General features: G+C 71.7%; 21 protein-coding genes and 2 pseudogenes. 5 read left to right on the forward strand and 18 right to left on the reverse strand.

The annotated features are described in order from the left end of the window. The 14 genes and pseudogenes from ACFYON_RS26190 to ACFYON_RS26255 all read right to left on the reverse strand — a co-directional run. Window positions 1–101, reverse strand: a pseudogene (locus tag ACFYON_RS26190) (electron transfer flavoprotein subunit beta); the annotation flags it as partial. 44 nt (window positions 102–145) lie between these two features. Beyond that, window positions 146–1,018 (reverse strand): enoyl-CoA hydratase, encoded by an 873-nt coding sequence (locus tag ACFYON_RS26195; protein WP_354874438.1) that lies wholly within the window; start codon window positions 1,016–1,018, stop codon window positions 146–148. Window positions 1,019–1,084: 66 nt separating this feature from the next. Then, window positions 1,085–2,101 (reverse strand): acyl-CoA dehydrogenase, encoded by a 1,017-nt coding sequence (locus ACFYON_RS26200; protein ID WP_357711336.1) that lies wholly within the window; start codon window positions 2,099–2,101, stop codon window positions 1,085–1,087. Between the two features lie 6 nt (window positions 2,102–2,107). Then, window positions 2,108–3,247, reverse strand: coding sequence for an acyl-CoA dehydrogenase family protein (locus tag ACFYON_RS26205; protein ID WP_357711334.1), 1,140 nt, complete (start codon window positions 3,245–3,247; stop codon window positions 2,108–2,110). Window position 3,248: 1 nt separating this feature from the next. Beyond that, complete coding sequence (locus ACFYON_RS26210; RefSeq protein ID WP_387190354.1) at window positions 3,249–4,499, reverse strand: acyl-CoA dehydrogenase family protein; 1,251 nt, start codon at window positions 4,497–4,499, stop codon at window positions 3,249–3,251. A 29-nt stretch (window positions 4,500–4,528) separates the two neighbouring features. Beyond that, window positions 4,529–5,503, reverse strand: coding sequence for an NADPH:quinone oxidoreductase family protein (locus ACFYON_RS26215; protein ID WP_387190351.1), 975 nt, complete (start codon window positions 5,501–5,503; stop codon window positions 4,529–4,531). A gap of 12 nt (window positions 5,504–5,515) precedes the next feature. Next, a complete protein-coding gene (locus ACFYON_RS26220) occupies window positions 5,516–6,304 on the reverse strand; it encodes an enoyl-CoA hydratase family protein (protein ID WP_354874444.1) in 789 nt (262 codons plus the stop codon). Continuing rightward, complete coding sequence (locus ACFYON_RS26225) at window positions 6,301–6,822, reverse strand: MaoC/PaaZ C-terminal domain-containing protein (protein ID WP_354874446.1); 522 nt, start codon at window positions 6,820–6,822, stop codon at window positions 6,301–6,303. Before ACFYON_RS26225 ends, ACFYON_RS26220 begins: the two co-directional genes overlap by 4 nt. Beyond that, window positions 6,819–7,292, reverse strand: coding sequence for a MaoC family dehydratase N-terminal domain-containing protein (locus ACFYON_RS26230; RefSeq protein WP_354874448.1), 474 nt, complete (start codon window positions 7,290–7,292; stop codon window positions 6,819–6,821). Before ACFYON_RS26230 ends, ACFYON_RS26225 begins: the two co-directional genes overlap by 4 nt. Window positions 7,293–7,352: 60 nt before the next feature. Next, window positions 7,353–8,146 (reverse strand): annotated as a pseudogene (locus tag ACFYON_RS26235) (SDR family oxidoreductase). Continuing rightward, a complete protein-coding gene (locus ACFYON_RS26240; RefSeq protein ID WP_354874451.1) occupies window positions 8,143–9,018 on the reverse strand; it encodes an SDR family NAD(P)-dependent oxidoreductase in 876 nt (291 codons plus the stop codon). Before ACFYON_RS26240 ends, ACFYON_RS26235 begins: the two are co-directional and overlap by 4 nt. A 2-nt stretch (window positions 9,019–9,020) precedes the next feature. After that, window positions 9,021–10,136, reverse strand: a complete 1,116-nt coding sequence (locus ACFYON_RS26245) for an NAD(P)H-dependent flavin oxidoreductase (protein ID WP_387188543.1) — start codon at window positions 10,134–10,136, stop codon at window positions 9,021–9,023. Next, the gene (locus ACFYON_RS26250; RefSeq protein WP_354874453.1) at window positions 10,133–10,951 is read right to left on the reverse strand and encodes a CoA-transferase; all 819 of its coding nucleotides are present in this window, start codon (window positions 10,949–10,951) and stop codon (window positions 10,133–10,135) included. Before ACFYON_RS26250 ends, ACFYON_RS26245 begins: the two co-directional genes overlap by 4 nt. Continuing rightward, window positions 10,948–11,808 carry a CoA-transferase gene (locus ACFYON_RS26255; protein ID WP_354874455.1) on the reverse strand — a complete coding sequence of 287 codons (861 nt, stop codon included), beginning with the start codon at window positions 11,806–11,808 and terminating at the stop codon, window positions 10,948–10,950. The genes ACFYON_RS26250 and ACFYON_RS26255 overlap by 4 nt, the downstream gene beginning before the upstream one ends. A gap of 172 nt (window positions 11,809–11,980) precedes the next feature. Here ACFYON_RS26255 and ACFYON_RS26260 point away from each other — a divergent pair, with 172 nt between their 5' ends. Continuing rightward, a complete protein-coding gene (locus ACFYON_RS26260; RefSeq protein ID WP_387190338.1) occupies window positions 11,981–12,742 on the forward strand; it encodes an enoyl-CoA hydratase/isomerase family protein in 762 nt (253 codons plus the stop codon). 4 nt (window positions 12,743–12,746) lie between these two features. On the opposite strand, the gene ACFYON_RS26265 is transcribed toward ACFYON_RS26260, so the two are convergent. Next, complete coding sequence (locus tag ACFYON_RS26265; protein ID WP_387190335.1) at window positions 12,747–13,562, reverse strand: sugar phosphate isomerase/epimerase family protein; 816 nt, start codon at window positions 13,560–13,562, stop codon at window positions 12,747–12,749. A gap of 81 nt (window positions 13,563–13,643) precedes the next feature. Continuing rightward, the gene (locus ACFYON_RS26270) at window positions 13,644–14,588 is read right to left on the reverse strand and encodes an SDR family NAD(P)-dependent oxidoreductase (protein WP_387190332.1); all 945 of its coding nucleotides are present in this window, start codon (window positions 14,586–14,588) and stop codon (window positions 13,644–13,646) included. Between the two features lie 193 nt (window positions 14,589–14,781). Between ACFYON_RS26270 and ACFYON_RS26275 the strand changes: the two genes are divergently transcribed. After that, window positions 14,782–15,369, forward strand: coding sequence for a TetR/AcrR family transcriptional regulator (locus tag ACFYON_RS26275; RefSeq protein WP_354874463.1), 588 nt, complete (start codon window positions 14,782–14,784; stop codon window positions 15,367–15,369). Window positions 15,370–15,470: 101 nt separating this feature from the next. Beyond that, entirely contained in the window at window positions 15,471–16,547 is a 1,077-nt protein-coding gene (locus ACFYON_RS26280) for a phosphotransferase family protein (RefSeq protein WP_387190328.1), read from the forward strand. A gap of 94 nt (window positions 16,548–16,641) precedes the next feature. Here ACFYON_RS26280 and ACFYON_RS26285 read toward each other — a convergent pair whose 3' ends face one another. Both ACFYON_RS26285 and ACFYON_RS26290 read right to left on the reverse strand, forming a co-directional pair. Then, the gene (locus tag ACFYON_RS26285) at window positions 16,642–17,862 is read right to left on the reverse strand and encodes an acetyl-CoA C-acetyltransferase (protein ID WP_387190325.1); all 1,221 of its coding nucleotides are present in this window, start codon (window positions 17,860–17,862) and stop codon (window positions 16,642–16,644) included. 165 nt (window positions 17,863–18,027) lie between these two features. After that, window positions 18,028–19,632 (reverse strand): FadD3 family acyl-CoA ligase, encoded by a 1,605-nt coding sequence (locus tag ACFYON_RS26290; RefSeq protein ID WP_387190348.1) that lies wholly within the window; start codon window positions 19,630–19,632, stop codon window positions 18,028–18,030. A gap of 182 nt (window positions 19,633–19,814) precedes the next feature. Between ACFYON_RS26290 and ACFYON_RS26295 the strand changes: the two genes are divergently transcribed. After that, a complete protein-coding gene (locus ACFYON_RS26295; protein WP_355095803.1) occupies window positions 19,815–20,966 on the forward strand; it encodes an acetyl-CoA C-acetyltransferase in 1,152 nt (383 codons plus the stop codon). Then, a complete protein-coding gene (locus tag ACFYON_RS26300) occupies window positions 20,966–21,772 on the forward strand; it encodes an SDR family oxidoreductase (RefSeq protein WP_354874471.1) in 807 nt (268 codons plus the stop codon). The genes ACFYON_RS26295 and ACFYON_RS26300 overlap by 1 nt, the downstream gene beginning before the upstream one ends. Window positions 21,773–21,826: the final 54 nt, after the last annotated feature.

Consider the following 21,826-nt stretch of genomic DNA (forward strand, 5'->3'; position numbering starts at 1 on the left):
ACGTTGTTCGCCGAACCGCGGTCGACGGTGTTGTCGTCAGAACGCAGGTTGCGGTCCGCGCCCGAATCAGGCACCTGCTTGACGAGTACGACGATATTCATCGCGCTTCGACGACCCTTTCCTGGGTGATTGCTCTCCACACGGATTACTCTGCCCGTCTCGTTGCGTCACGCATGCTTCGGGCGTCCTGGCCACCGAGGGAGTCACTGCCCACCTCGGCGTTGTGCGCGTGGGCCACGTGGTGCAGTCCGAACACCGAATCCACTCCATCCCGCAGGCCCATGAGGTCCTCGGCCTGGTTGACCGCCTTCTTGGTCAGCGCAAGACCCAGACGCGGCATCTGTGCGATCCGTGCGGCGAGCCCCATGACCTCTGCCTCGAGCTCGTCTCTGGCGACCACCCGGTTGACCATGCCGAGCTCGGCGGCGCGCGCCGCCGGCATCCGGTCGCCGGTGAAGAGGAACTCCTTGGCGAAGCGCGGACCCAGCACCCACGGATGGGCGAAGTACTCGACGCCGGGGATTCCCATGCGTACGACCGGGTCGGCGAAGAACGCGTCGTCCGCGGCGACGATCAGGTCGCATGACCAGGCGAGCATGAGGCCCCCGGCGATACACGCTCCCTGCACCATCGCGATCATCGGCTTGGGCAGCTCACGCCAGCGGCGGCACATCCCGAGGTACACCTCGGACTCCCGGGCGAACCGGCTGTCGGCCCCGGCCTTACCCACATGGTCCCACCACAGGCCGGCACGCCGGTCGAACGACGAATCGATGTCCCGGCCCGGCGTGCCGATGTCGTGGCCGGCCGAAAAGTGCTTCCCCGCCCCCGCCAGGACGACGACCTTCACCTCGTCGTCCGCGGCCGCGCGGTAGAACGCGTCATCGAGCGCGTAGGTCATCGCCGAATTCTGCGCGTTGCGGTACTCCGGCCGGTTCATCGTCACGACGGCCACCGGCCCCCGCGTCTCGTACCGGACGACCTCCGCCTGCGGGTCCACGCCGCTGGTCTCGCTCATTTGGATCTCCTTCTCGCCGGGTCGGGTGTACGTCGTGCGGATCGGGCCGCCGGTGAGCGCCAGCGGTCAGGACGCGGGGCGCACGCCGGTCAGGCCGACACCGAGGTCCTCCAGCAGAGCCGCCCGGTGCCAGGCGGCGCTGCCCCACGACGACTCCAGAGCCCACGACCGCTTGAGGAACAGGTGCAGGTCGTACTCGGTCGTGTAACCGATAGCGCCGTGGCACTGCAGAGCGGCCCGGCCCACGACGTGCGCCGCCTCGGACGCCAGCGCCTTGGCCGTCGCCAGGGAACGCAGTCGGCCCGGGACGCCGGCGGCCAGCTCGAACCCGGCCGTCGCCACCACCGGCGCGGCGAACTCCAGGTGCAGCAGCGCTGTGGCGAGGTGGTGCTTGACCGCTTGGAAGCTGCCGATCGGCGCGCCGAACTGCTCTCTGGTGCGGACGTGCTCGACCGTGAGTTCGAGCATCCGTCGGGACAGCCCGATGAGTTCGGCCGAGGTCGCCAGCACCCCCCGCTCCCAGGCCAGCCGCACCACCTGCGGGTCGTCCACCGTCGCCACGAGCCGCGCGTCGGCGTACCCGGTCAGGTCCAGCACGACGTCCACCGACGGCGACGTCGACGCCGCCGCGTCGGACACGTCGAGAATCTCGATGGGCCCCGTCCCACCGAATCCGCCACGCAGCACCAGGTCGACACCGGAACCGAACGCGACATGCCCGGTCACCGCAGGATCGGCGCCGACCGTGAGCACCCCCTCGACAAGGTTCGCCAGCCGGTCCGGAGCGCCCGAGGTGAGCACCGCCGGAGCGACCGCGAGGGTCGCCGTGAGCGGCAGCGGGGCGGCGGCGTACCCGATCTGCTCGAAGACCGACACGAGGTGGTTCTCGTCCAGGCCGAGCCCGCCGCCGCTCTCGGCCACGAGCAGCCCCGCCACACCGAGACCGGCCAGGCTCTCGGTCAGTGCGGCCACCTGCGCCGATCCGGCTCCGGCGCGTACCGTCTCCGGCGGGCACCGGTCGGTGAGAACCTGACGGACGACCGCCTCCAGCTCCCGCTGCTCGTCACTCGGAGCGAAACGCACGCCTGATCACCTTCTCGGCAGACCGAGCAGTCGCTCGGCGATGATGTTGCGCTGGATCTCGTTGGTGCCCGCGTAGATCGGACCCGACAGCGAGAACTGGTAGCCGCGGGTCCACGGGCCGTCGACGAGCGCGTCCGGGCCGAGCAGTTCCAGCGCCGTCTCGTGCAACGCGATGTCCAGCTCGGACCAGAAGACCTTGTTGAGGCTCGAACGCGCACCGGCCGGGCGACCCTCGACGATGTCGGTGACCTGAGCCAGCGTGAACTGCTGGTAGGCGTGCGCCTGCATCCACGAGCGCGCCACCCGGTCGCGGAGCAGGTCGGTCGCCGCCTCGCCCCGCTCACCCGCGAGCGCCACGAGCGCGGCTGCCGCCTTGAGGAAACGCCCCGGTGAGCGCAGCGTCAGTCCCCGCTCCGAGCCGGTCGTCGACATCGCGACCGACCAGCCCTGGTCGACGCCGCCGAGGACCGCCGAGTCCGGTACGAACGCGTCCTCGAAGAACACGTCGGCGAAGCCCTCGTCACCGTCGAGCCGGTCGAACCCGCGCACCGTCACGCCCGGGGCGTCCAGCGGCACGAGGAAGTACGTCAGTCCCCGGTGCCGTTGCGCCTGCGGGTCGGTACGGAACAGCCCGAACAGGTGGGTGCAGAACGCGCCCCGGGTCGACCAGGTCTTCTGCCCGCTCAGGCGCCACCCGCCGGCCTGCTCGTCCCGCACCGCCCGGGAGCTGATCCCCGCCAGGTCGCTGCCCGCGCCCGGCTCCGACCAGCCCTGGGCCCACAGGTCCCGCGCCGCCGCCATCCGGGGCAGCAACTCGTCCTGCTGCTGCTTCGTGCCGAACTCGAAGATCGTCGGGGCCAGCAGGAAGATGCCGTTCTGCGTCACCCGCTGCGGCGCGCCGGCCCGGTAGTACTCCTCCTCGAAGATGAGCCACTGCCATATCGAGGCCGCACGGCCGCCGTACTCCTCGGGCCACGACACGACCGACCACCGGTCCGCGTGCAGTGCCCGCTCCCACTCCAGGTGGGCGGCGAAGCCCACCGCGGTGTCCCCGGAGGGCAACGGCTGCCGCGGCACGTTCGCGGCGAGCCAGTCGCGGGCCTCCGCACGGAACTGCTCGTCCTGCGCCGACCAGGTCAGATCCATCTCAGTCGCGTCCCGTCCCGGCGAGGACCGTCGGCGGCGTGTCGCGGTAGCGCCGTAGTTGCGTACGCGCCACCGTGCGCAGGTGCACCTCGTCCGGGCCGTCGGCGATGCCGAGGATGCGGGCGCTCGCCCACATCCGGGCCATCGGGAAGTCGTCGGTGACCCCACCGCCGCCGTGCGCCTGGATCGAACGGTCCAGCACGTTGCGGGCGACCCGGGGCGCGACGACCTTGATCGCGGCGATCTCGGTCGCGGCGCCCTGGATGCCGACCTGGTCGATGAGCCACGCGGCCTTGAGCACGAGCAGGCGGGCCTGCTCGATCTCCATGCGGGACTCGGCGATCCAGTTTCGCACCACGCCCTGGTTGGAGATCGGGCCGCCGAACGCCTCGCGGGCCATCGTCCGGCGCACCATCAGCTCGAGGCCCCGCTCGGCCATGCCGAGGCAGCGCATCGCGTGGTGGATGCGGCCCGGGCCGAGGCGGGCCTGGGCGATCGCGAAACCCTCGCCCTCGGCGCCGAGCAGGTTCGTCACCGGCACCCGTACGTCGTCGAACCGGATCTCGCAGTGGCCGTGCTGGTCGTGGTAACCGAAGATCGGCAGCGAACGCAGAATCGTCACCCCGGGGGTGTCGACCGGCACGAGGATCATGGACTGCTGCCGGTAGACGGCCGCCTCCGGGTCCGTCTTGCCCATCAGCACGAGGATGGCGCAGCGCGGGTCGGCGGCGCCGGTCGTCCACCACTTGCGTCCGTTGATGACGTACTCGTCGCCGTCGCGCACGATCGAGGTGGAGATGTTGCGCGCGTCGGAGGAGGCCACGTCCGGCTCGGTCATCGAGAAGCCGGAGCGCATCGTGCCATCGAGCAGCGGGGTCAGCCACCGCTGCTTCTGCTCGGGCGTGCCGAACATGTGCAGCAGCTCCATGTTGCCGGTATCCGGCGCGGCGCAGTTGATCGCCTCCGGGGCGAGGTAGGGCGAGCGTCCGGTCTCCTCGGCCAGGTAGGCGTACTCGAGGTTGGTGAGGCCCGACAGGTCAGGCAGGAAGAGGTTCCACAGCCCCAGCTTGCGCGCCGTCGCCTTCAGCTCCTCGACGACCGGCGGCAGGACGTGGGACACCCCGCCGTTCTCGCGGGCCGCGGCGGCGAGCTCGGTGGCGTACACCTTCTCGGCGGGGTAGACGTGCTCGGCCATGAACGTGCGCAACGTCGCGAGCAGCTCGCTCGCGCGCGGGCCGGGGCCGAGGTCCATCCGGGTCAGGTCGGTCGCGTCAGCCACCGTCACTCCTTGTCTGTGCTCGTGCGGAGGGCGATCTTGCCGCGAGCGCCACGGTTCAGCACCGTGCCGAGCGCGCGAGCGGCCTCCTCCAGCGGGAAGACCTCGCTGACGTGCGGCCTCAGCCGGCCGGCGGCGATCCACTCCAGCACCGTCGTCATGTTGGCGGCGTTCGCCGCCGGGTCGCGCCTGGCCCAGGCGCCCCAGAGGACCCCCAGCACCGCGCCCTCGGTGAGCAGCAGCCGGTTGAGCTTGACCTGCGGGATCGCACCCGCCGCGTAGCCGACGGTGAGGAACCTCCCGGCCCACGCGAGGGCACGCAGCGCCGCGGTGGCGGCGTCGCCACCGACCGGGTCGTAGACGACGTCGACGCCGGCGTCGCCGGTCAGCGCACGCACCGTCGCCGTCAGGTCGTCGTAGCCGATGGCGTGGTCGGCCCCGTGCGCCAGGCACAGCTCGCGCTTGTCCTCGCTCGACGCGGCCGCGATCACTGTCGCGCCGAGGGCCTTGCCGATCTGCACGGCGGTGAGGCCGACGCCGCCGGAGGCGCCGAGCACGAGCAGCGTCTCGCCGGCGGCGAGGCCGGCCCGGTCGACGAGGCCGTGGTAGGACGTGCCGTAGACGACGGGGATCGTGCTGGCCTCGACGAGGTCGACACCCTCGGGCAACGGGTGGACCATGCGGGCGTCGACGAGCACCTGGGTGGCGTAGCCGCCGATGCCGCAGAAGCCGACGACGCGGGTGCCGACGGGTGGGCCGGTCACCCCGTCGCCGAGCGCCGCGACCGTGCCGGCGACCTCGCAGCCGGGCACGAACGGCAGCTCCGGCTTGGTCTGGTAGGTGCCGGCGACGATGAGGCCGTCGGGAAAGTTCACCCCGGCACCGACGACGTCGACGAGTACCTGCCCCGGTCCGGGCTGCGGCTGCGGCCCGTCCGCGACCGTGAGCACCTCGGGACCCCCGAGCTCGCGGACCACCATCGACCGCACGGCTCAGCCCTCGCTGCCCGGGCGTGCCGCCTTGTCGGTGCCGGCGAACTCGTCGCGGATCCGGTCGGCGACCCCGGTGAGGTTGAGCTCGAAGGTGAAGCCCTGCTCGAAGCGGTAGCTGCGGTTGACGTCCCACAGGTCGATGCCGTTGAGCGAGGCCTTGGCGGCCCGGATCACTGTGGGGTCCTTCTCGGCGATGCTGGTCGCGACGGCGAGCGCCGCCGCGCGCAACTGCTCTCGGGGTACGACACTGTGCACCGAGCCGTACGCGTGCAGCTCCTGTGCGGTGGCGGTGGCCGAGGTGTAGACCATGGCGCGCATCCGGTGCTGGGGCACCATCCGGGACAGGTGGGTGGCCGCGCCGAGGGCGCCGCGGTCGACCTCGGGCAGGCCGAAGGTGGCGTCGTCGGAGGCAACGATGACGTCGGAGTTGCCGACCAGGCCGATGCCGCCCCCGAGGCAGAAGCCGTGGACGGCGGTGACGACCGGGACGGGGCACTCGTAGACGGCCTTGAACGCGGCGAAGCAGCCGCGGTTGGCGCCGAGCAGCGCGGTGAAGCCGTCGGTGTGCTGCATCTCCTTGATGTCGACGCCGGCGTTGAAGCCGCGGCCCTCGGCGCGCAGCAGGACGACACGTACCGACTCGTCGGCGCCGGCGGCGTCGAGGGCGGCGGCAAGCGCGAACCAGCCGGCCACCGGCAGCGCGTTGACCGGCGGGTTGTCCACGACGATCTCGGCGATCCCGTCGGGGTGCACTGTCGTCGTCACCGACGCGTGGCTCGTGGGACTCATCCCTGCTCCTCGGTGGTCTCGGGCTGCTCGCCAGCCTCGGGTGTCGCGTCCCCGACGGCGGCGTCGAGGGGCAGCACGAACGTCGCCCACGCGGTGACGGCCGTGTCTCCGGTCTGCCGCCGGCAGGTCAGCTCGATGTCGACGCGGCCCTCACGGCCGTCCTCGGTTTCGAGCACGTAGGTGCGCAGCGGAACGCCTTCGAGAGTGAGGACGTCGCCGGGCCACACCTGGGCCAGGAACCGGATGCGGAAGTCACGCACGTTGGGGCCGCCGAGCCAGTCGGTGGCATAGGTGCCGAGCAGGCTGGCCTGCCACATGCCCACCGAGAAAGGGCTGGGAAACCCCGCGGCCCTGGCGAAGACCTCGTCGTGGTGGATCGGGTTCATGTCGCCCGAGGCGCCCTGGTAGCGGACGAAGTCGGTGCGGGTCACCGGCCCGTAGGCGCGCGTCGGAGGGGTCGCCGGGACGGGCAGGCCGACCTCGGTCGTACGGGGCTGGGCGGTGGCGTTGTGGCTCATGCGGACGCTCCGTCCTGCGTCGCCGCCCCGGTGACCGGCGGGCGGGCCGTCTCGACACCGGTGAGCTTGGCGCGGGCGACGAGACGCCCGGTCTCGTCGTGGAAGTCGGTGTACATCACGGCGAAGGTCATCTCACCGCCGCGACGCCCCACCTTGGTGTAGATCTCGCCGATGCGCGACTGGCAGGTGAGCCTGGTGCCGGCGCGGGGCGGCTCGCCGAAGAAGGTGTACTGCTGCTCGGCGTGCAGGCCGCGCTGCTGGTCGAGCTCGACCGCGGACCACGGGTTGGAGTCCTCGCCCTGCCAGAAGAAGGTCGTCGTGAGGAACGTCGGCTGTACGACCGGGTTCTCCTCCCGCAGGTAGGCCGCGTCAGCCGCTCCGGTGGCCAGCGCGAACTCGCGGATCTTGCCGCGCTCGACGTCGAGCCGGAAGGGGGCGCCGGTGACGCCCTGCGCGTCGGGGTTGGCCACGACGGGCTCCTTTCGTTCTTCCGCTGCGAGCCGGCACGGTCGCCGGCACGCAGCGGGTGGTCACGGGTGCTGGCTCGAGACGGACACGACCTCGCCGGTCATGTACGACGAGTAGTCACTGGCGAGGAAGACGATGACGTTGGCGATCTCCCACGGCGCCGCGGCCCGGCCGAACGCCTCCTGGTCGGAGAGCTGGGCGAGCAGCTCGTCGCTGGTCACCTTGGCCAGATGGGCGTGCATCGCGATGCTCGGAGACACCGCGTTGACCCGGATGCCGTGCTCGGCGACGTCGAGGGCCGCGCAGCGGGTCAGCGCCATGACTCCGGCCTTGGCCGCGGCGTAGTGCGCCTGCCCCTTCTGCGCGCGCCAGCCGATGACGGAGGCGTTGTTGACGATGACCCCCTTGCCGGCCGGGATCATGTGCCGCAGCACCGACCGGGTCGCCTTGAACGTCGAGGTCAGGGTCACCGACAGGACGGAGTCCCATTGTTCGTCGGTCATGTCCTGCACCGCCGCGGTGCCGCCGAGGCCGGCGTTGTTGACGAGTACGTCGATGCCGCCGAACTCGGCGGCGACGGTGTCCATGAGGTGGTCGAGCTGCGCCTGGTCGGTGACGTCGCAGGGCACCGCGAGCGGCCGGGTCCCGGTGCGGCGCTCGATCTCGTCGGCGGAGGCGGCGAGGCGGCGCTCGTGGCGGTCGCTGATGGCGACACGCGCGCCTTCCTCCGCGGCGCGGCGCGCTGTCGAGAAGCCGATGCCGGTGCCGGCCGCGGCGGTGACGAGCACCGAGCGCCCGGAGAGCAGCCCGTGGGCAGGGCCGGCCCAGTCGGCGGCTTCGGTGTGACCGGTGTCAGACACGGGCGGCCATCTCCTTCGCGATCTCCTCGACGGTCCAGCGGGCACCCTTGTCGATGGTCCAGCCGTAGCTCCACGGCGCGCAGCGACGGATCTCGCCGCCCTTGGCGTAGTACACCTCGCCGGTCACCGGCACGTCGGCGGTGAGCAGCCAGGCGACGAGCGGGGAGACGTTGCCCGGGTGGTAGACGTCGAACGCGGCGGGGTCGGCCGGGGCGGCGACCATCTCGCCGATGCCGGGCAGGTCCTGGGTCATCCGGGTACGCGCGACCGGGACGATCGCGTTGACGCGTACGCCGTAGCGGCCGATCTCCTGGGCGAGGATGACGGTGAGGGCGGCGATGGCGGCCTTGCCCGCGCCGTAGTTCGTCTGCCCGACGGCGCCGATGATGCCGGAGGTCGAGGAGACGTTGACGATCGAGGCGACCGGCTGGTTGCCGGCCTTGGACTCGGTGCGCCAGTGGTCGGCGAACACCCGGCACGGCGCGAACGTCGAGCGCAGCTGGCCACGGATCACCGCGTCCCAGTCGTCCTCGCTCATGTTGACGAACATCCGGTCTCGCAGGATGCCGGCGTTGTTGACGAGGCCGTCGACGCGTCCGTAGGTGTCGCGGGCGAGGGCGAGCAGCTCGCGGGCGCCCTCGGTGGTGGCGACGTCCGCGGTGCTGGCCACGGCCCGCCCGCCGGCGTTCGTGATCTCGGCGGCGACGGCCTCGACGACCGACGGGTCGCTGCCGGTGCCGTCGGGGGCGGCCCCGGTGTCGGCGACGACGACCGAGGCGCCTTCGGCGGCGGCGAGCAGGGCGTGCTCACGGCCGAGGCCGCGGCCGGCACCGGTGACGACGACGACGCGTCCCTGCAGTGCTCCCATGACTAGTCCTCCTTGTGCCCGGCCGGGGTCGACGCGACCGGCGCGGGCACGCCGAGTCGGTCGAGGGTCCGGGTGGCCTCGTCGATGATGCGGTCGATGAGCTCGGCGACGCTCGGGACGTCGTCGATCAGTCCGACGACCTGGCCGGTGGCCATGACGCCGAGGTCGGTCTTGCCCTCCAGCAGGGCCGACCGGTAGAGCATCGGAGCGTTGGCCGCCATGACGACCTGGCTCCACGTCAGGTCGTGGGCCTTGCGCATGGCCAGGCCCTCGCGGAGCATGTCGCCCCACGGCGTGCCGGACAGCTTCTGGAAGGCGAAGGCGTTGCGTACGGCCCGCAGCAGCCGGCCGGCGGCGGAGGTGCGCTCCAGCTCCTCGATCGTGCCGGCGCGCAGCACGCGCTGCGGAACGCCGTCGACCTGCAGGGTCAGCACGGTGTCGTTGACCGTCTTGGACAGGTAGACGTCCTTGACCGACGGCTGGACCGGCGAGTCGCTGGTGAGCAGGAAGCGGGTGCCCATGGCGATGCCCTCGGCGCCGTAGGCGAGCGCGGCGACGAGGCCGCGGCCGTCGAAGAAGCCACCGGCGCCGATGACCGGGATGCCGACGGCGTCGACGACCTGGGGCAGCAGCAGGCTGGTGGGCACCCCGCCGGTGTGGCCGCCGCCCTCGCCACCCTGCACGATGACGGCGTCGGCGCCCCACGCGGCGACCTTCTCGGCGTGGCGGCGCGCGCCGATCGACGGAACGACGACGAGGCCGGCGTCCTTGCACCTGGCGATGAGTTCCTGCTTGGGGGCCAGTGCGAAGGAGGCCACCTTGACGCCGGCCGAGATGAGCAGGTCGATGCGCTTGACGACGTCCGGCTGGTCGGCACGGATGTTGACGCCGAACGGCGCGTCCGTGCCGGCCTGGACCTGCTCGACGGCCACTACGAGCTCGTCGTAGGAGAGCAGGCCGGCCGCGAGGATGCCCAGCCCACCGGCGTTGGCCGTCGCGGTGGTCAGGCGCACGTCGGAGACGTAGCCCATGCCGGTCTGGACGATCGGGTACCGCACCCCGAACAGGTCGGTCGCCCGGGTACGCAGTGTCGGGGGCAGCCCGCGGCCCTGGCTCATGCCGGGATCTCGCGGTCGCGCAGCGAGCGGGGGTCGATGACCTCGCGGATGAGGCGCAGCTCCTCGGCGCTCGGCTCGCGGGTGGCCGGGACCTCACCCTCGACGTGCACGGCACAGCCGGTGGCGGCGCGGAACTGCTCGAGCGTGACGCCGGGGTGCAGGCTGAGCAGCCGCATCGTGCCGTCGGGGCCGCCGAAGTCGAGGACCGCGAGGTTGGTGACGACGCGACGCAGATCGTGGTACGCGCTCGCGGCCGGGCCGGCGGCCCGGGCGCTGTCGGTGCCGACGCCGGAGACCATGTCGACGGTCCGGACGAAGCTACGCGTGGAGTGGTTGGGTACCCAGTAGCTGGTCGGGTGGTAGATGCTGTTGCCGGGGGCGCCGCGCACGCCGAGCAGCTGGACCTTGGGCCGGGCGTAGTCGCCGATGGCCGAGATGTTGGTGTTGCCGTGCCCGTCGATCTGGACCGGGATCATCATGACGTGCCGCTTGCCGTGCCAGACGAGGTCGAAGATCGTGCGGAACGGGCTCCAGCCCTCGATGACGACGCCCTCGGTGGCGTGCGGGTCCGCGCCGATCTCCCAGGAGCCGGAGACGAAGTGGGCCTCACCGTCGGTGAGCAGCAGGTCGGGGGCGACGGTGAGCCGGGCGAGGCGGACGCCGATGGCCGGGATCGTGCCGAAGGCGCTGGCGATGGACTCGCCGTCGCCGGCGAACGTGTCCGCCACGGCGACCGCGCAGTACTCGGCGCGGGTCACCGGCGCGTCGGCAGTGGTGGCGCTGCCCGTGGGCTGCTCGGTGGCGGCGCTGCTCATGCGACCTCCTCGGCTCGGGCGGCGACGGCCGCCTGGTAGTCATCTTCGGTACCGGACAGGTACCGCTTCTCGAACCTGGCCCAGGCCTGCGGGTCGCCGGCGGCCTTGACGTACTCACGCTGGAAGGCCTCGTCGCGCTCGTAGTCGGGGGTGCAGGAGGTGAAGTGCGCGCCGTTCGGGGTCTCGACGACGCCGGCGACGAGCTGCCGGTTGATCTTGATGGTCGCCGAGTGCCCGGCGGCACTCAGCTCGGCCGTGGGCACGATCCGCTCGCAGGACATGAAGGCCTGGTCGGCGGCGAGGCAGTAGAGGTCGTCGAAGTACGGGTCGGGCCCGAGGAACTGGCCGTTGCCCTGGGCGTCGGCGCGGTTCATGTGCACGAGGGCCGCGTCGAGGCGCAGCGGCGGCATCGCCACGAGCCGCTCGGTGCCGTACGGGTCCTGGACGAGTTTGAGGTCGGGGTTGTGCTTCAGGACGTCCGACCCGAGCCCGGCGCGGGTCGGCAGGAAGGGCAGGCGGATGCCGGCGGCGTACAGCCCCCACTGGAGCATGCCCTCGTCGTACTCGGCGACCTCGACGGCGCCCTTCTGCCGCGCGGCGCGGAAGTGCGGGTCGAGGGCGATGCTGTCGAGGGAGACGAAACCGAAGACGACCTTCTTGACCTTGCCCGCGGCGCAGAGCAGCCCGACGTCCGGCCCGCCGTAGCTGACGACGGTCAGGTCCCTGAGGTCGGAACGCAGGATCTCGCGCACGAGGGCCATGGGCTTGCGGCGTGAGCCCCAGCCCCCGATGCCGATGATCATCCCGGAATCGAGCCGCGACACGACGTCGCGGGCTGTCAGAGTCTTGTCGGCCATGTGTCCCTCATCATTGCGTCTGTCGGAGCACTGCCCGACGGGTGGTGAGCAGCGCGAAGGGCGAGTCGCGTGCCGGGCCTCCACGGCCGGCTCACCATGTAGCAAGCGCTTGGTTGGTACACTAACAGCCTCAGGGAGAGGGTCAAGACCCTGTTGCGAAGGAGGACGAAAGATGAACACCGTGGTGCGCGAGCGCGTCGGCGCGGTGGGAGTCATCAGGATCAATCGGCCGCAGGTACGCAACGCCCTCGATCCCGACACCCTTCTGGCGATGACCGACGCCCTGCTCGGGTACGACGCGGACGCGGGCGTGCGCGCGGTCGTGCTGACCGGCACCGGCGAGTTGTCCTTCAGCGCGGGGATGGACCTGCGCGCCGCGGCCGAGGGGCGCCTGGTGGACGTGGCCCGCAGCCCGCTGACGCTGCTGCGCGGCGGCTACCGCAAGCCGGTCATCGCCGCGGTCAACGGGCCCGCCGTCGGCGGCGGCTTCGAACTCGCCCTCGCCTGCGACCTCGTCGTCGCGGCCGAGCACGCCTACTTCGCGCTGCCCGAGGTGGGGCGCGGCATCGCCGCCACCGAGGGCGGCACCGACCTGCCCCGTCGCGTGCCGGTCGCCGTAGCCCTGGAACTCGGGCTGGCTGCCGAACCGCTTCCCGCGGCCCGGGCCCACGAGCTGGGCCTGGTCAACGCCGTGGTCCCCGCCGACGAGGTCCTTCCGCGCGCGCTCCAGCTGGGCGCCCGGATCGCGACCCACTCCCCCGCGGCGGTGCGGGCGACCAAGCGGCTCATGCACCTGAGCCTGGACCCCCGCGTGGACGATCTCGGCGCGGTCAACCGGCTCGCGACCCTCGAACTGCTCGCCGGGCCGGATGCCGCCGAGGGCGCGGCCGCGTTCGTCGCCAAGCGCGCGCCGCGATGGGCGGACGCGCCCTGAGCGCTCAGGGACGCGCCACCGCGATCTGCTCGCGCGTCCAGGCGATCGAGCGGGTCACCGCCGACTCGGCGCCCTCGGCCTCGATGGCCGGGCCGATCAACTCGACGTCGACGATGCCGGTGTAGCCGGCCCGCAGCACGCTCGCCAACAGACCGGCCATCGGCAGGTCGCCGTCCCCGGGCACCCACCGGTTCGGGAAGGTCGAGGTGCCGACCCGGAAGTCGGACACCTGCAGCAACTCGACCTGACCGACCCGATCGCGGATGAGGTCGGTCAGGCCCCGCTCCTGCCAGCAGCAGTAGAGGTCGAGGCAGATGCCGATGCCGCAGAGGTCGGCCAGGGCGAGGGCGTCCCGCGCGGTGTGGGTGAAGCTGAGGTCGCACTTGACCGGCAGGGTGTTCTCCACGCCCAGGCGCACCCCGTGTTCGCGGGCGGTGGCCACGACCGGAGCGATCCGCTCGGCGAACCGGCCAGCCGCCTCCTCCCACGTCAGGTGCGCCGAGGGGCCCGAGGTGAGGTAGACGAGGTCGGCCCCGAGCCGACGGGCGTCGACGACGCCGTCCCGCAACGCCGCGACCTGCTGCGCCCAGCCCGACTCGTCGTCCGGGTGGGCGGTGAAGCTGTGCACGAGGTAGCCGAGACGTACGTCGTGCCGGGCGAGCAGGTCTTCGAGAGCCGCCACGCCGAAGGAGGCGACCTTGCTGCGCTGCAGGCCGACGAGGTCGGTGCCGGTACGCCGGTACATCGCGATCTCCTCGGGCAGGTCCCAGGACATCGCGGCCATGCCGCTGACGCAGACCGGGTTGGTCGTGACGGACATCGGGCTCCTGTCGGCTCGGCGGTCGTCCGGGTGTCGGACGTCGGGTCAGTCTCGGACGTCGGGTCAGTCTCGGACGTCGGGTCAGTCGAGGTATTCGATGCGCGCCCGGCGCATCCCGAGGGGTGCCAGGTGCGGCAGCAGCCGCGCCGTGACGGCCTCGGCGATGCGCTCCGGGGTCCACGCCGTGTGTCGCAGCACGGGCTCGGCGAGCGCCGGGTGGGTCGTCAGCATGAGTTCGGGACCGTAGGAGCGCAGCACCTGGCCGGTCAGCTCGGCGCTGAGGTCGGAGAGCAGGTAGAGCAGCAGCGGCACGTTGGCCTCGGGCGCGATGCCCGCGTTCTGCCCGCTCGGTGCGCCGCGGAACTGCTCGAGCACCTCGGCCATCCGGGTCTGCGCGTTCGGGGAGATCGCGTTGACGCGGATCCCGACGTCGGCGAGTTCGGCCGCCCACGCGTAGGTGAGCGTGGCGATCGCGGCCTTCGTCGCCCCGTACACGGCCGTTTCGGCACGGCCCATCTGCTCGCCCGAGGTGACGTTGACCAGGACCCCGTGACCCTGGGTACGCATCGCCGCGACAGCGGCGTTTCCCCAGGCGACGGCGCCGAGCACGTTGACCTCGAGCATCCGGCGCACCGTGGCCTCGGACTCGGTGCCGGCGCGGGCCATGGCGAAGACGCCGGCGTTGTTGACGAGGCCGTCGAGCCTGCCGTACTCGGCGAGGCAGTCACGCACGAGGTCGTGGGCGCCCGCCCAGTCCGCGACGTCGGCGACCCTGATCGAGCCCTGGCCGTCAGCTGCGGCGAGCTGCCCGCTGAGCCGCTGGAGTCCCTCCGCGTCGACGTCGACGGCGACCACGTGGGCCCCGGCCGCGGCGATGCCGCGCGCGTATGCCGCTCCCAACCCGTTGGCGGCGCCGGTGACGAGGACGACGCGGCCGGCGAGCAGGCCGGCTGCCTGGTCAGGCCCGGCGGCGGGCGAAGGCCCGGAGTGGACGGCAGGGATCGGGCCGGTCTTCGGGTCGGACACGGGCAGCCCCTCTCGGCTGATCGGGATCCGCAGCGCAGGCTCCGGCAACCGAACGAGCGCTTGGTTGGCTGCACGATAGGCATTTTGAGACCCCCCGGTCAAGGGAGGCTGCCTTTATCATGCTGAAGGCATCGAAGTGATATAAAGCAAGCGCTTGACCAACTCATATGCTCGAGGAACCGGGAGCACCCCCATGTCGACGACCCAGGACCGGCGCTCGGTCATCCTCGACAACGCCGCACACCTTTTCGCGGCCAAAGGAATCGATGCCACGACCGTCCGCGAGATCGCCGACTCGGTCGGCATCCTCTCGGGCAGCCTCTACCACCACTTCAAGTCCAAGGACGAGATGGTCAACGCGATCATCTCGGACTACCTGACCGACCTGACCGACCGTTACGCCCAGGTCCTGGAGTCCGAGGAGAAGCCGGCGATCCAGTTGCGCAAGCTCGTCACGAGCTCGCTGGCCAACATCGAGGCCCACCCGCACGCGACCGAGATATACCAGAACTCGAGCAACTACCTGCCCAAAATCGACGGCTACGCGCACATCCGCGACGCGGCCACCGCGATCCAGCGGGCCTGGATCCAGGTGCTCGAGGCCGGCATCGCCACCGGCGACTTCCGCAACGACATCCCGGTACGCGTACTGCACGGCATGCTGCGTGACTCGCTGTGGCTCTCGGTCCGCTGGTTCAAGCCGACCCCGTCGTACTCCATGGCGAACTTCGCCGACGACTTCGTCTCGGTATTCCTCGACGGAATTCTCGCCAGCGACTGAGCGCGAGCCGCCCTCATCCGCACGCCTACCTGGGGTGTCCGACACGACACGGCGAAAAACCAAGCGCTTGGTAGGGTCGTGCCTGAAGAGGAGGCGAACCCATGACGGCAGCAGGTCACGCCCCGAAAGACCCGGCCCCGATCGACACCACCCGGCACGTCGGGCTCCCGGCGGGCGTCGACGCCTGGCTCGGCAGCGCGGTGCCCGAGTTGCAGGGGAACCTCCGACACGAGGTCATCGCCGGAGGGCGCTCCAACCTGACCTACCGGACCACCGACGCGGTCGGCCACGTCGTCGTGCTGCGTCGTCCACCGCTCGGAAACCAACCGGCCAACGCACACGACGTACTGCGCGAGGCGCGGATCCTGCGCGGTCTGCACGGCCACCTCCCGGTGCCGCGAGTGCTCGCCGTCGAGGAGACGGGCGAGGTGGCCGGCGCCCCTCTCGTCGTACTCGAGCACCTCGACGGCGTGATCCTGCGCAGCCCCGCCGACGTCGGGCGGCTCACCACCGAGGCCGACCGCGCGCTCATCGGCCCCACGCTCGTCGACGCTCTCGTGGCCCTGCACCGACTCGCCCCGGAGGTCATCGGGCTGGGGGGCCTGGCCCGTCGCCGTGACTACGTCACCCGGCAGCTCGGGCGCTGGCACGAGAACTGGCACCGCAGCAGGATCCGCGACCTGCCCGATCTGCAGACCGCGCACGAGCACCTCGTGGCAGCGGCGCCCGAGCAGTCCCGCTCGGGGATCGTGCACGGCGACTTCCGCCTCGACAACTGCATGCTGGACTCTCGATGGCGGGTTCAGGGCGTGCTCGACTGGGAGCTGACCACGATCGGAGACCCGTTGGCCGACGTCGGTCAACTGCTCGTCTACTGGGCGCAGGCCGACGACCCGGCCCGCGCACTGCACGACCCGGCCACGGTCCTGCCCGGATTCTCGACCCGGAACGAACTACTCTCCCGGTACTGCCTCGCCACCGGCACCGACCCGGCGCGGATCGACTACTTCGTCGCCTACAACTGGTGGAAGACCGCGTGCATCGTCGAGGGCGTGTACACCAGGGTCGCGCAGGGCGCGATGAGCGGTGGCGACCGCACCGCGGCCTCGTTCGCCGCGCAGTCGGCCGCGGTCGCCGGCCGGGCGGCGACCCTCGCGGCGGCGCTGCGCCGGCACTGATCCTCGCCTGACCGCGTGGTGGCCCCGGACGGGCGCGGTGGCATGAGCCGGGTGCCGACGTCCCCGGTTCGACCGGGGACGTCGGCGCACCCGCCTAGGAGAGCCGCTCGATGACCATCGCCATGCCCTGGCCACCGGCGGTGCACATCGTCTCGAGGCCGAACTGGCCGTCCCGGGCCCGCAGCCCGTTGATGAGCGTCGTCGTCATCCGCGCTCCGGTCTGACCGAACGGGTGGCCCAGGGCGATCGCGCCACCGTGGACGTTGACCCGCTCGGGGTTGGCCTTGAGGTCCGAGATGGAGGGGACGACCTGAGCGGCGAACGCCTCGTTGAGCTCGACGAGATCGATGTCGGCCATCGAGAGCCCGGCCAGCGCGAGGGCCCGCCTCGACGCCTCGACCGGGCCGAGACCCATGATCTCCGGCGAGATCGCCGAGACGCCCGTGGAGAGGATCCGGGCCAGCGGCGTGACGCCGAGTTCGGCGGCCTTGCGGCTGGACATGATGATGAGGGCGGCCGCGCCGTCGTTGAGCGGGCAGCAGTTGCCCGCGGTCACCGTACCGTCGGGCCGGAAGGCCGGTTTGAGGCCGGACAGCGACTCGGCCGTCACTCCGGCGCGAGGGCTGTCGTCGGTGGCCACGACGGTGCCGTCGGCGAGGGTCACCGGCGTGATGTCGGTGGCGAAGAAGCCCGACTCGATCGCGGCCTGGGCCCGCTGCTGGCTCGTGGCGGCCCACTGGTCCTGCTCGGCGCGGCTCACACCGCGGTGGCTCGCGACGTTCTCGGCGGTCTCGCCCATCGCGATGTAGACGTCGGGCAGTTCATTCGCGTCGCGTGGGTCGGTCCACGGGCCGGCGCCACCCCGTCCGCGGGTGGCGGTGCGCTCCCCCGCCGCGGCGAAGATCGGATTCTTCGTGTCCGGCATGCCGTCGGACTTGCCGGCGGCGAAGTGCGAGATGACCTCGACCCCGGCGGAGACGAGCACGTCCGCCTCACCGGCGCGGATGGCGTGCAGCGCCATCCTGGTCGTCTGCAGGCTCGATGCGCAGTAACGCTGCACGGTCGTCCCGGGGACCCGGTCGAGCCCGAGCTCGACCGCGACGACGCGCCCGAGGCCCCAGCCCTGCTCGCCGGCCGGCTGAGCGCAGCCGAGCATGAGGTCGTCGATCTGGGCCGGGTCGAGCGCCGGCACCTGGGCCAGGGCCGCCTGGACCATCTGGGTGGCCAGGTCGTCGGCCCGCATCGAGGCCAACGACCCCTTGAAGGCCCGGCCGATCGGCGAGCGCGCCGCGGCGACGATGACTGCGTCCTGCATGGTGTCCTCCGGTTCTCGGGCTGGCGCCCGTGACGGCGGTGCCGTCGGTGTCAGGTCTGGTCGGGGCGTCGGGCCTGCCGGCGAGCAGGGAACTGGGGCCGGTGCGCCGCACGAGGCGCCTTCGCGGGCAGCCCTCCGGTGAGGGGGGACCCGCGAACGCCGGGCTCACCCGGTGAGCATGAACTTCTGGATCTTTCCGCTCGCGGTTCGGGGCAGCGCCGGAACGACGGTGAAGCTGCGCGGGCGCTTGAAGTTGGCCAGCCGCTCCCGGCACCACGCCTCGAGCTCGTCGACGAGCGCCGACTCGTCCCCGCTCCAGGCGGGTACGGTCTGCACGAAGGCGCTGCCGACCTCGCCCATCCGCGCGTCGGGGACCCCGACGACCGCGACGTCGAAGACGGCGGGATGTTCGGACAGCACACGCTCGACCTCGGCGGGGTAGACGTTGAAGCCCCCGACCATGTAGACGTCCTTGATCCGGTCGGTGATGCGCAGGTAGCCGTCCTCGTCGACCCAGCCGACGTCACCGGTGTGCAGCCAGCCGTCCTCGTCGATGGCCTGCGCCGTGGCGACCGGGTCCTCGAAGTAGCCCGACATCACGTTGTAGCCACGCACGAGGACCTCGCCCGACTCACCGGCCGGCAGCGCCCGTCCGTCGAGCCCGGCGATCCGCAACTCGGTGCCCGGGATCGCCCGCCCGCAGCTGGTCGAGATCCGCTCGAGGCCGGCGTCGGGCGGGCACACGGTCGCCGTGCCGCACGTCTCGGTCAGGCCGTAGGCGGTGATGACGTCGCGGAAGCCCAGTTCCTCGCGCATCCGGCGCAGCAGCGGCACCGGCACGACCGTGGCCCCGGTGACGGCCAGGCGTACCGAGCTGAGGTCGTATGTGCCGAGGTCGGGGTGTTCGAGCAGGGAGCTGTAGACGGTGGGTGCGCCGGGGAAGACCGTGACACGTTCCTGCTCGATGAGACGCAGCACGGTCTCGACGGCGAACACCGCGACCGGAATGATCGTGGCGCGCGTGAGGAGGCAGGCCAGGATGCCGGCCCGGTAGCCGAAGCTGTGGAAGAACGGGTTGACCATCAGATAGCGGTCGCCTCGCCGCAGCCCGACGAGGCGGGCCCACTCCCTGTCGACGCGAAGGTTCGAGGTGTGCGAGACCATCGCGCCCTTGGGGTAGCCGGTGGTGCCCGAGGTGAACAGGATGTCGGCCACGCCCTCCGGGGCGAGGGCGGCGATCCGTCCGTCGACGACTCCGGGGTCGACCTGGTCGGCCAGCGCGGTGAAGGCCGCAAGGGACCACACGCCGTCGTCGTTCTGCTCGCGACCGGTGGCGGACAGGTCGACGACGGTACGCACCGAGGGCAGCAGCGGCACCGGGCGCCCGACGGCCGGTGACGGCCCGTCGCCGCGCAGCGCGGCCAGGTAGTGGGCGTCCAGGAAGGCGTCGTCGAGGACGACCATCGTGGCCCGGACCTTGGCGATGACGGATCGCGCCTCCGCACCACGGAAGCGGGTGTTGACGGGGCACAGCACGCCCCCCGCTGCCAGCACGCCGAGGGCGCTGATGACCCAGTCGGCGCTGTTCGGGGCCCAGACGATGACGCGGTCCCCCGGCTCGAGACCGTGCGCGACCGCGGCCCGCGCGAACCGGGTGACGGCCGCGTCGAGCTCGGCGAAGGTCATCCGCACGTCCCCGTCGACCAGGGCTTCGAGATCGGCGGCGTCCTGCGCGGCCTGCCGCAGCAGGGCGGGGATCGTGGTCAACACGTCACTCACGCACATCTCCTCACGCGGAGCCGGTCACTTGTCGAAACGAACCACAGACTACCAACCAAGCGCTTGCTAGACTAGCGGTGGCGGCGCCGGCGACCAGCGTCAGCGAGCCACGCCGACTCAACCGATCCGACCTCCGGCACCGACCGGTGAGGCATGTGAAGGAAGGAAACCCGGTGGCAGAGGCATACATCGTGGACGCCGTCCGCACCCCCGTCACGCGACGCGGTGGCGCGCTCGCCGACATCCACTCCGCCGACCTGGGAGCCGCCGCGCTCACCAGCCTCATGAGTTCCTCGGGGGTCGACCCCGACGCCGTCGAGGACGTCGTGTTCGGCTGCGTCGACACCATCGGCCCACAGGCCGGTGACATCGCCCGCACCGCCTGGCTCGCCGCCGGGCTCCCGCAGCACGTACCCGGCGTCACCGTGGACCGGCAGTGCGGCTCGAGCCAACAGGCGGTGCACTTCGCAGCCCAGGCCGTCATGGCCGGAGTCAACGACGTCGTCGTCGCCGGGGGTGTGCAGAACATGAGCGCCATCCCCATCTCGGCCGCGATGCTCACCGGTCAGCAGTACGGCTTCGACGACCCCTTCTCCGGGTCCGTCGGCTGGCGCAAGCGCTACGGCAACGAGCAGATCTCGCAGTTCCGCTCAGCCGAGATGATCGCCGAGAAGTGGGGCGTCAGCCGAGAGGACATGGAGCGCTTCGCCCTGCGTAGCCACGAGCGGGCCCTGCGGGCCATCGCCGAGGGCCGCTTCAGCCGCGAGATCCACGCCGTCGGCGACGTCGACACCGACACCTGTCCGCGCGCCGACACGAGCCTGGAGAAGATGGCCGGCCTCGACCCGCTGACCCCGGGCGGCCGGGTCACCGCCGCCGTGGCGAGCCAGATCTGCGACGGCGCGGCGGCCCTGCTCGTCATGAGCGAGCGGGCAGTGGCCGAGCACGGGGTGACCCCGCGCGCCCGGATCCACCACCTGTCGGTGCGCGCCGACGACCCGGTGCTGATGCTCACCGCCCCGATCCCCGCCACCGCCCACGCGCTCGAACGCACCGGGCTGTCGATCGACGACATCAGTCTGTTCGAGATCAACGAGGCGTTCGCCTCGGTCGTGCTCGCCTGGCTCAAGGAGACGGGGGCCGACCCGGAGCGGGTCAACGTCAACGGTGGCGCGATCGCCCTGGGCCACCCGCTCGGCGCCACCGGCGCCCGGCTGATGACCACCCTGTTGCACGAGCTCGAACGCACCGGCGGCCGCTACGGCCTGCAGGCGATGTGTGAGGGCGGCGGCCAGGCCAACGTCACGATCATCGAGAGGCTCTGATGACCCAGTCCCCCGCGACGCCCGGCGGCGTCGACCTGACCGGCCAGGTCGCCATCGTCACCGGAGGCACCCGTGGCATCGGCGCCGAGATCACCCGCGCCTTCCTCAAGGCCGGGGCGCGGGTGCTCGTGTGCGGCCGCAGCGAGCCCGAGCACCTGCCCGAGATCGACGGACGCACCCCCGTCTTCGTCCAGTCGGACGTCCGCGATCCGGAGCAGGCCAAAGCCCTCGTCGCCGCGGCGGTGGACCGGTTCGGCCGGCTCGACATCCTGGTCAACAACGCCGGTGGCGCACCGAGCGCCGACACCGCGACGGTGTCCCCCCGCTTCGTCTCGGCGGTCGTCACGCTCAACCTGCTCGCCCCGTTCTACGTCGCCCAGCAGGCCAACGAGGTCATGCAGCGTCAGGGCAGCGGCACGATCATCAACATCGGCTCGGTCGCCGGAGCCAACCCGGCCCCGGACACCGCCGCGTACGCCGCGGCCAAGGCGGGCCTGACGATGCTGACCCGCTGCCTCGGGCTCGACTTCGCCCCCGCCGTACGGGTCAACCAGGTGACGGTGGGGCTCGTACAGACCGAGCTCTCGCACCTCTACTACGGCGACGAGGCGGGGCAGGATCGCGTGGCGCGGACGATCCCCATGCGGCGGATGGCCACCCCGGCCGACATCGCCGCAGCCTGCCTGTTGCTCGTCTCGCCGCTCTCCGGTTACGTCACCGGCACCGAGATCGTCATCGACGGTGGTGGGGAGATCCCGTCGCGGCACCTGGCCGCCCAGCCGCCCGGCACCGGTCCGCTCGGCTGAGCCCGGCGGGCCACGTACGACGGAGGGGCCGCACCGGTTCGGTGCGGCCCCTCC

The organism is Micromonospora sp. NPDC005686 (assembly GCF_042871665.1).
Lineage (GTDB): Bacteria > Actinomycetota > Actinomycetes > Mycobacteriales > Micromonosporaceae > Micromonospora.

Bases quoted from the DNA above. Each gene is read 5' to 3' on its own strand.
- ACFYON_RS26195 (WP_354874438.1), bottom strand. From the start codon at position 1,018: ATGAGCGAGACCAGCGGCGTGGACCCGCAGGCGGAGGTCGTCCGGTAC.
- ACFYON_RS26205 (WP_357711334.1), bottom strand. From the start codon at position 3,247: ATGGATCTGACCTGGTCGGCGCAGGACGAGCAGTTCCGTGCGGAGGCC.
- ACFYON_RS26210 (WP_387190354.1), bottom strand. From the start codon at position 4,499: ATGGACCTCGGCCCCGGCCCGCGCGCGAGCGAGCTGCTCGCGACGTTG.
- ACFYON_RS26215 (WP_387190351.1), bottom strand. From the start codon at position 5,503: ATGGTGGTCCGCGAGCTCGGGGGTCCCGAGGTGCTCACGGTCGCGGAC.
- ACFYON_RS26220 (WP_354874444.1), bottom strand. From the start codon at position 6,304: ATGAGTCCCACGAGCCACGCGTCGGTGACGACGACAGTGCACCCCGAC.
- ACFYON_RS26225 (WP_354874446.1), bottom strand. From the start codon at position 6,822: ATGAGCCACAACGCCACCGCCCAGCCCCGTACGACCGAGGTCGGCCTG.
- ACFYON_RS26240 (WP_354874451.1), bottom strand. From the start codon at position 9,018: ATGGGAGCACTGCAGGGACGCGTCGTCGTCGTCACCGGTGCCGGCCGC.
- ACFYON_RS26245 (WP_387188543.1), bottom strand. From the start codon at position 10,136: ATGAGCCAGGGCCGCGGGCTGCCCCCGACACTGCGTACCCGGGCGACC.
- ACFYON_RS26250 (WP_354874453.1), bottom strand. From the start codon at position 10,951: ATGAGCAGCGCCGCCACCGAGCAGCCCACGGGCAGCGCCACCACTGCC.
- ACFYON_RS26255 (WP_354874455.1), bottom strand. From the start codon at position 11,808: ATGGCCGACAAGACTCTGACAGCCCGCGACGTCGTGTCGCGGCTCGAT.
- ACFYON_RS26260 (WP_387190338.1), top strand. From the start codon at position 11,981: ATGAACACCGTGGTGCGCGAGCGCGTCGGCGCGGTGGGAGTCATCAGG.
- ACFYON_RS26265 (WP_387190335.1), bottom strand. From the start codon at position 13,562: ATGTCCGTCACGACCAACCCGGTCTGCGTCAGCGGCATGGCCGCGATG.
- ACFYON_RS26275 (WP_354874463.1), top strand. From the start codon at position 14,782: ATGTCGACGACCCAGGACCGGCGCTCGGTCATCCTCGACAACGCCGCA.
- ACFYON_RS26280 (WP_387190328.1), top strand. From the start codon at position 15,471: ATGACGGCAGCAGGTCACGCCCCGAAAGACCCGGCCCCGATCGACACC.
- ACFYON_RS26285 (WP_387190325.1), bottom strand. From the start codon at position 17,862: ATGCAGGACGCAGTCATCGTCGCCGCGGCGCGCTCGCCGATCGGCCGG.
- ACFYON_RS26300 (WP_354874471.1), top strand. From the start codon at position 20,966: ATGACCCAGTCCCCCGCGACGCCCGGCGGCGTCGACCTGACCGGCCAG.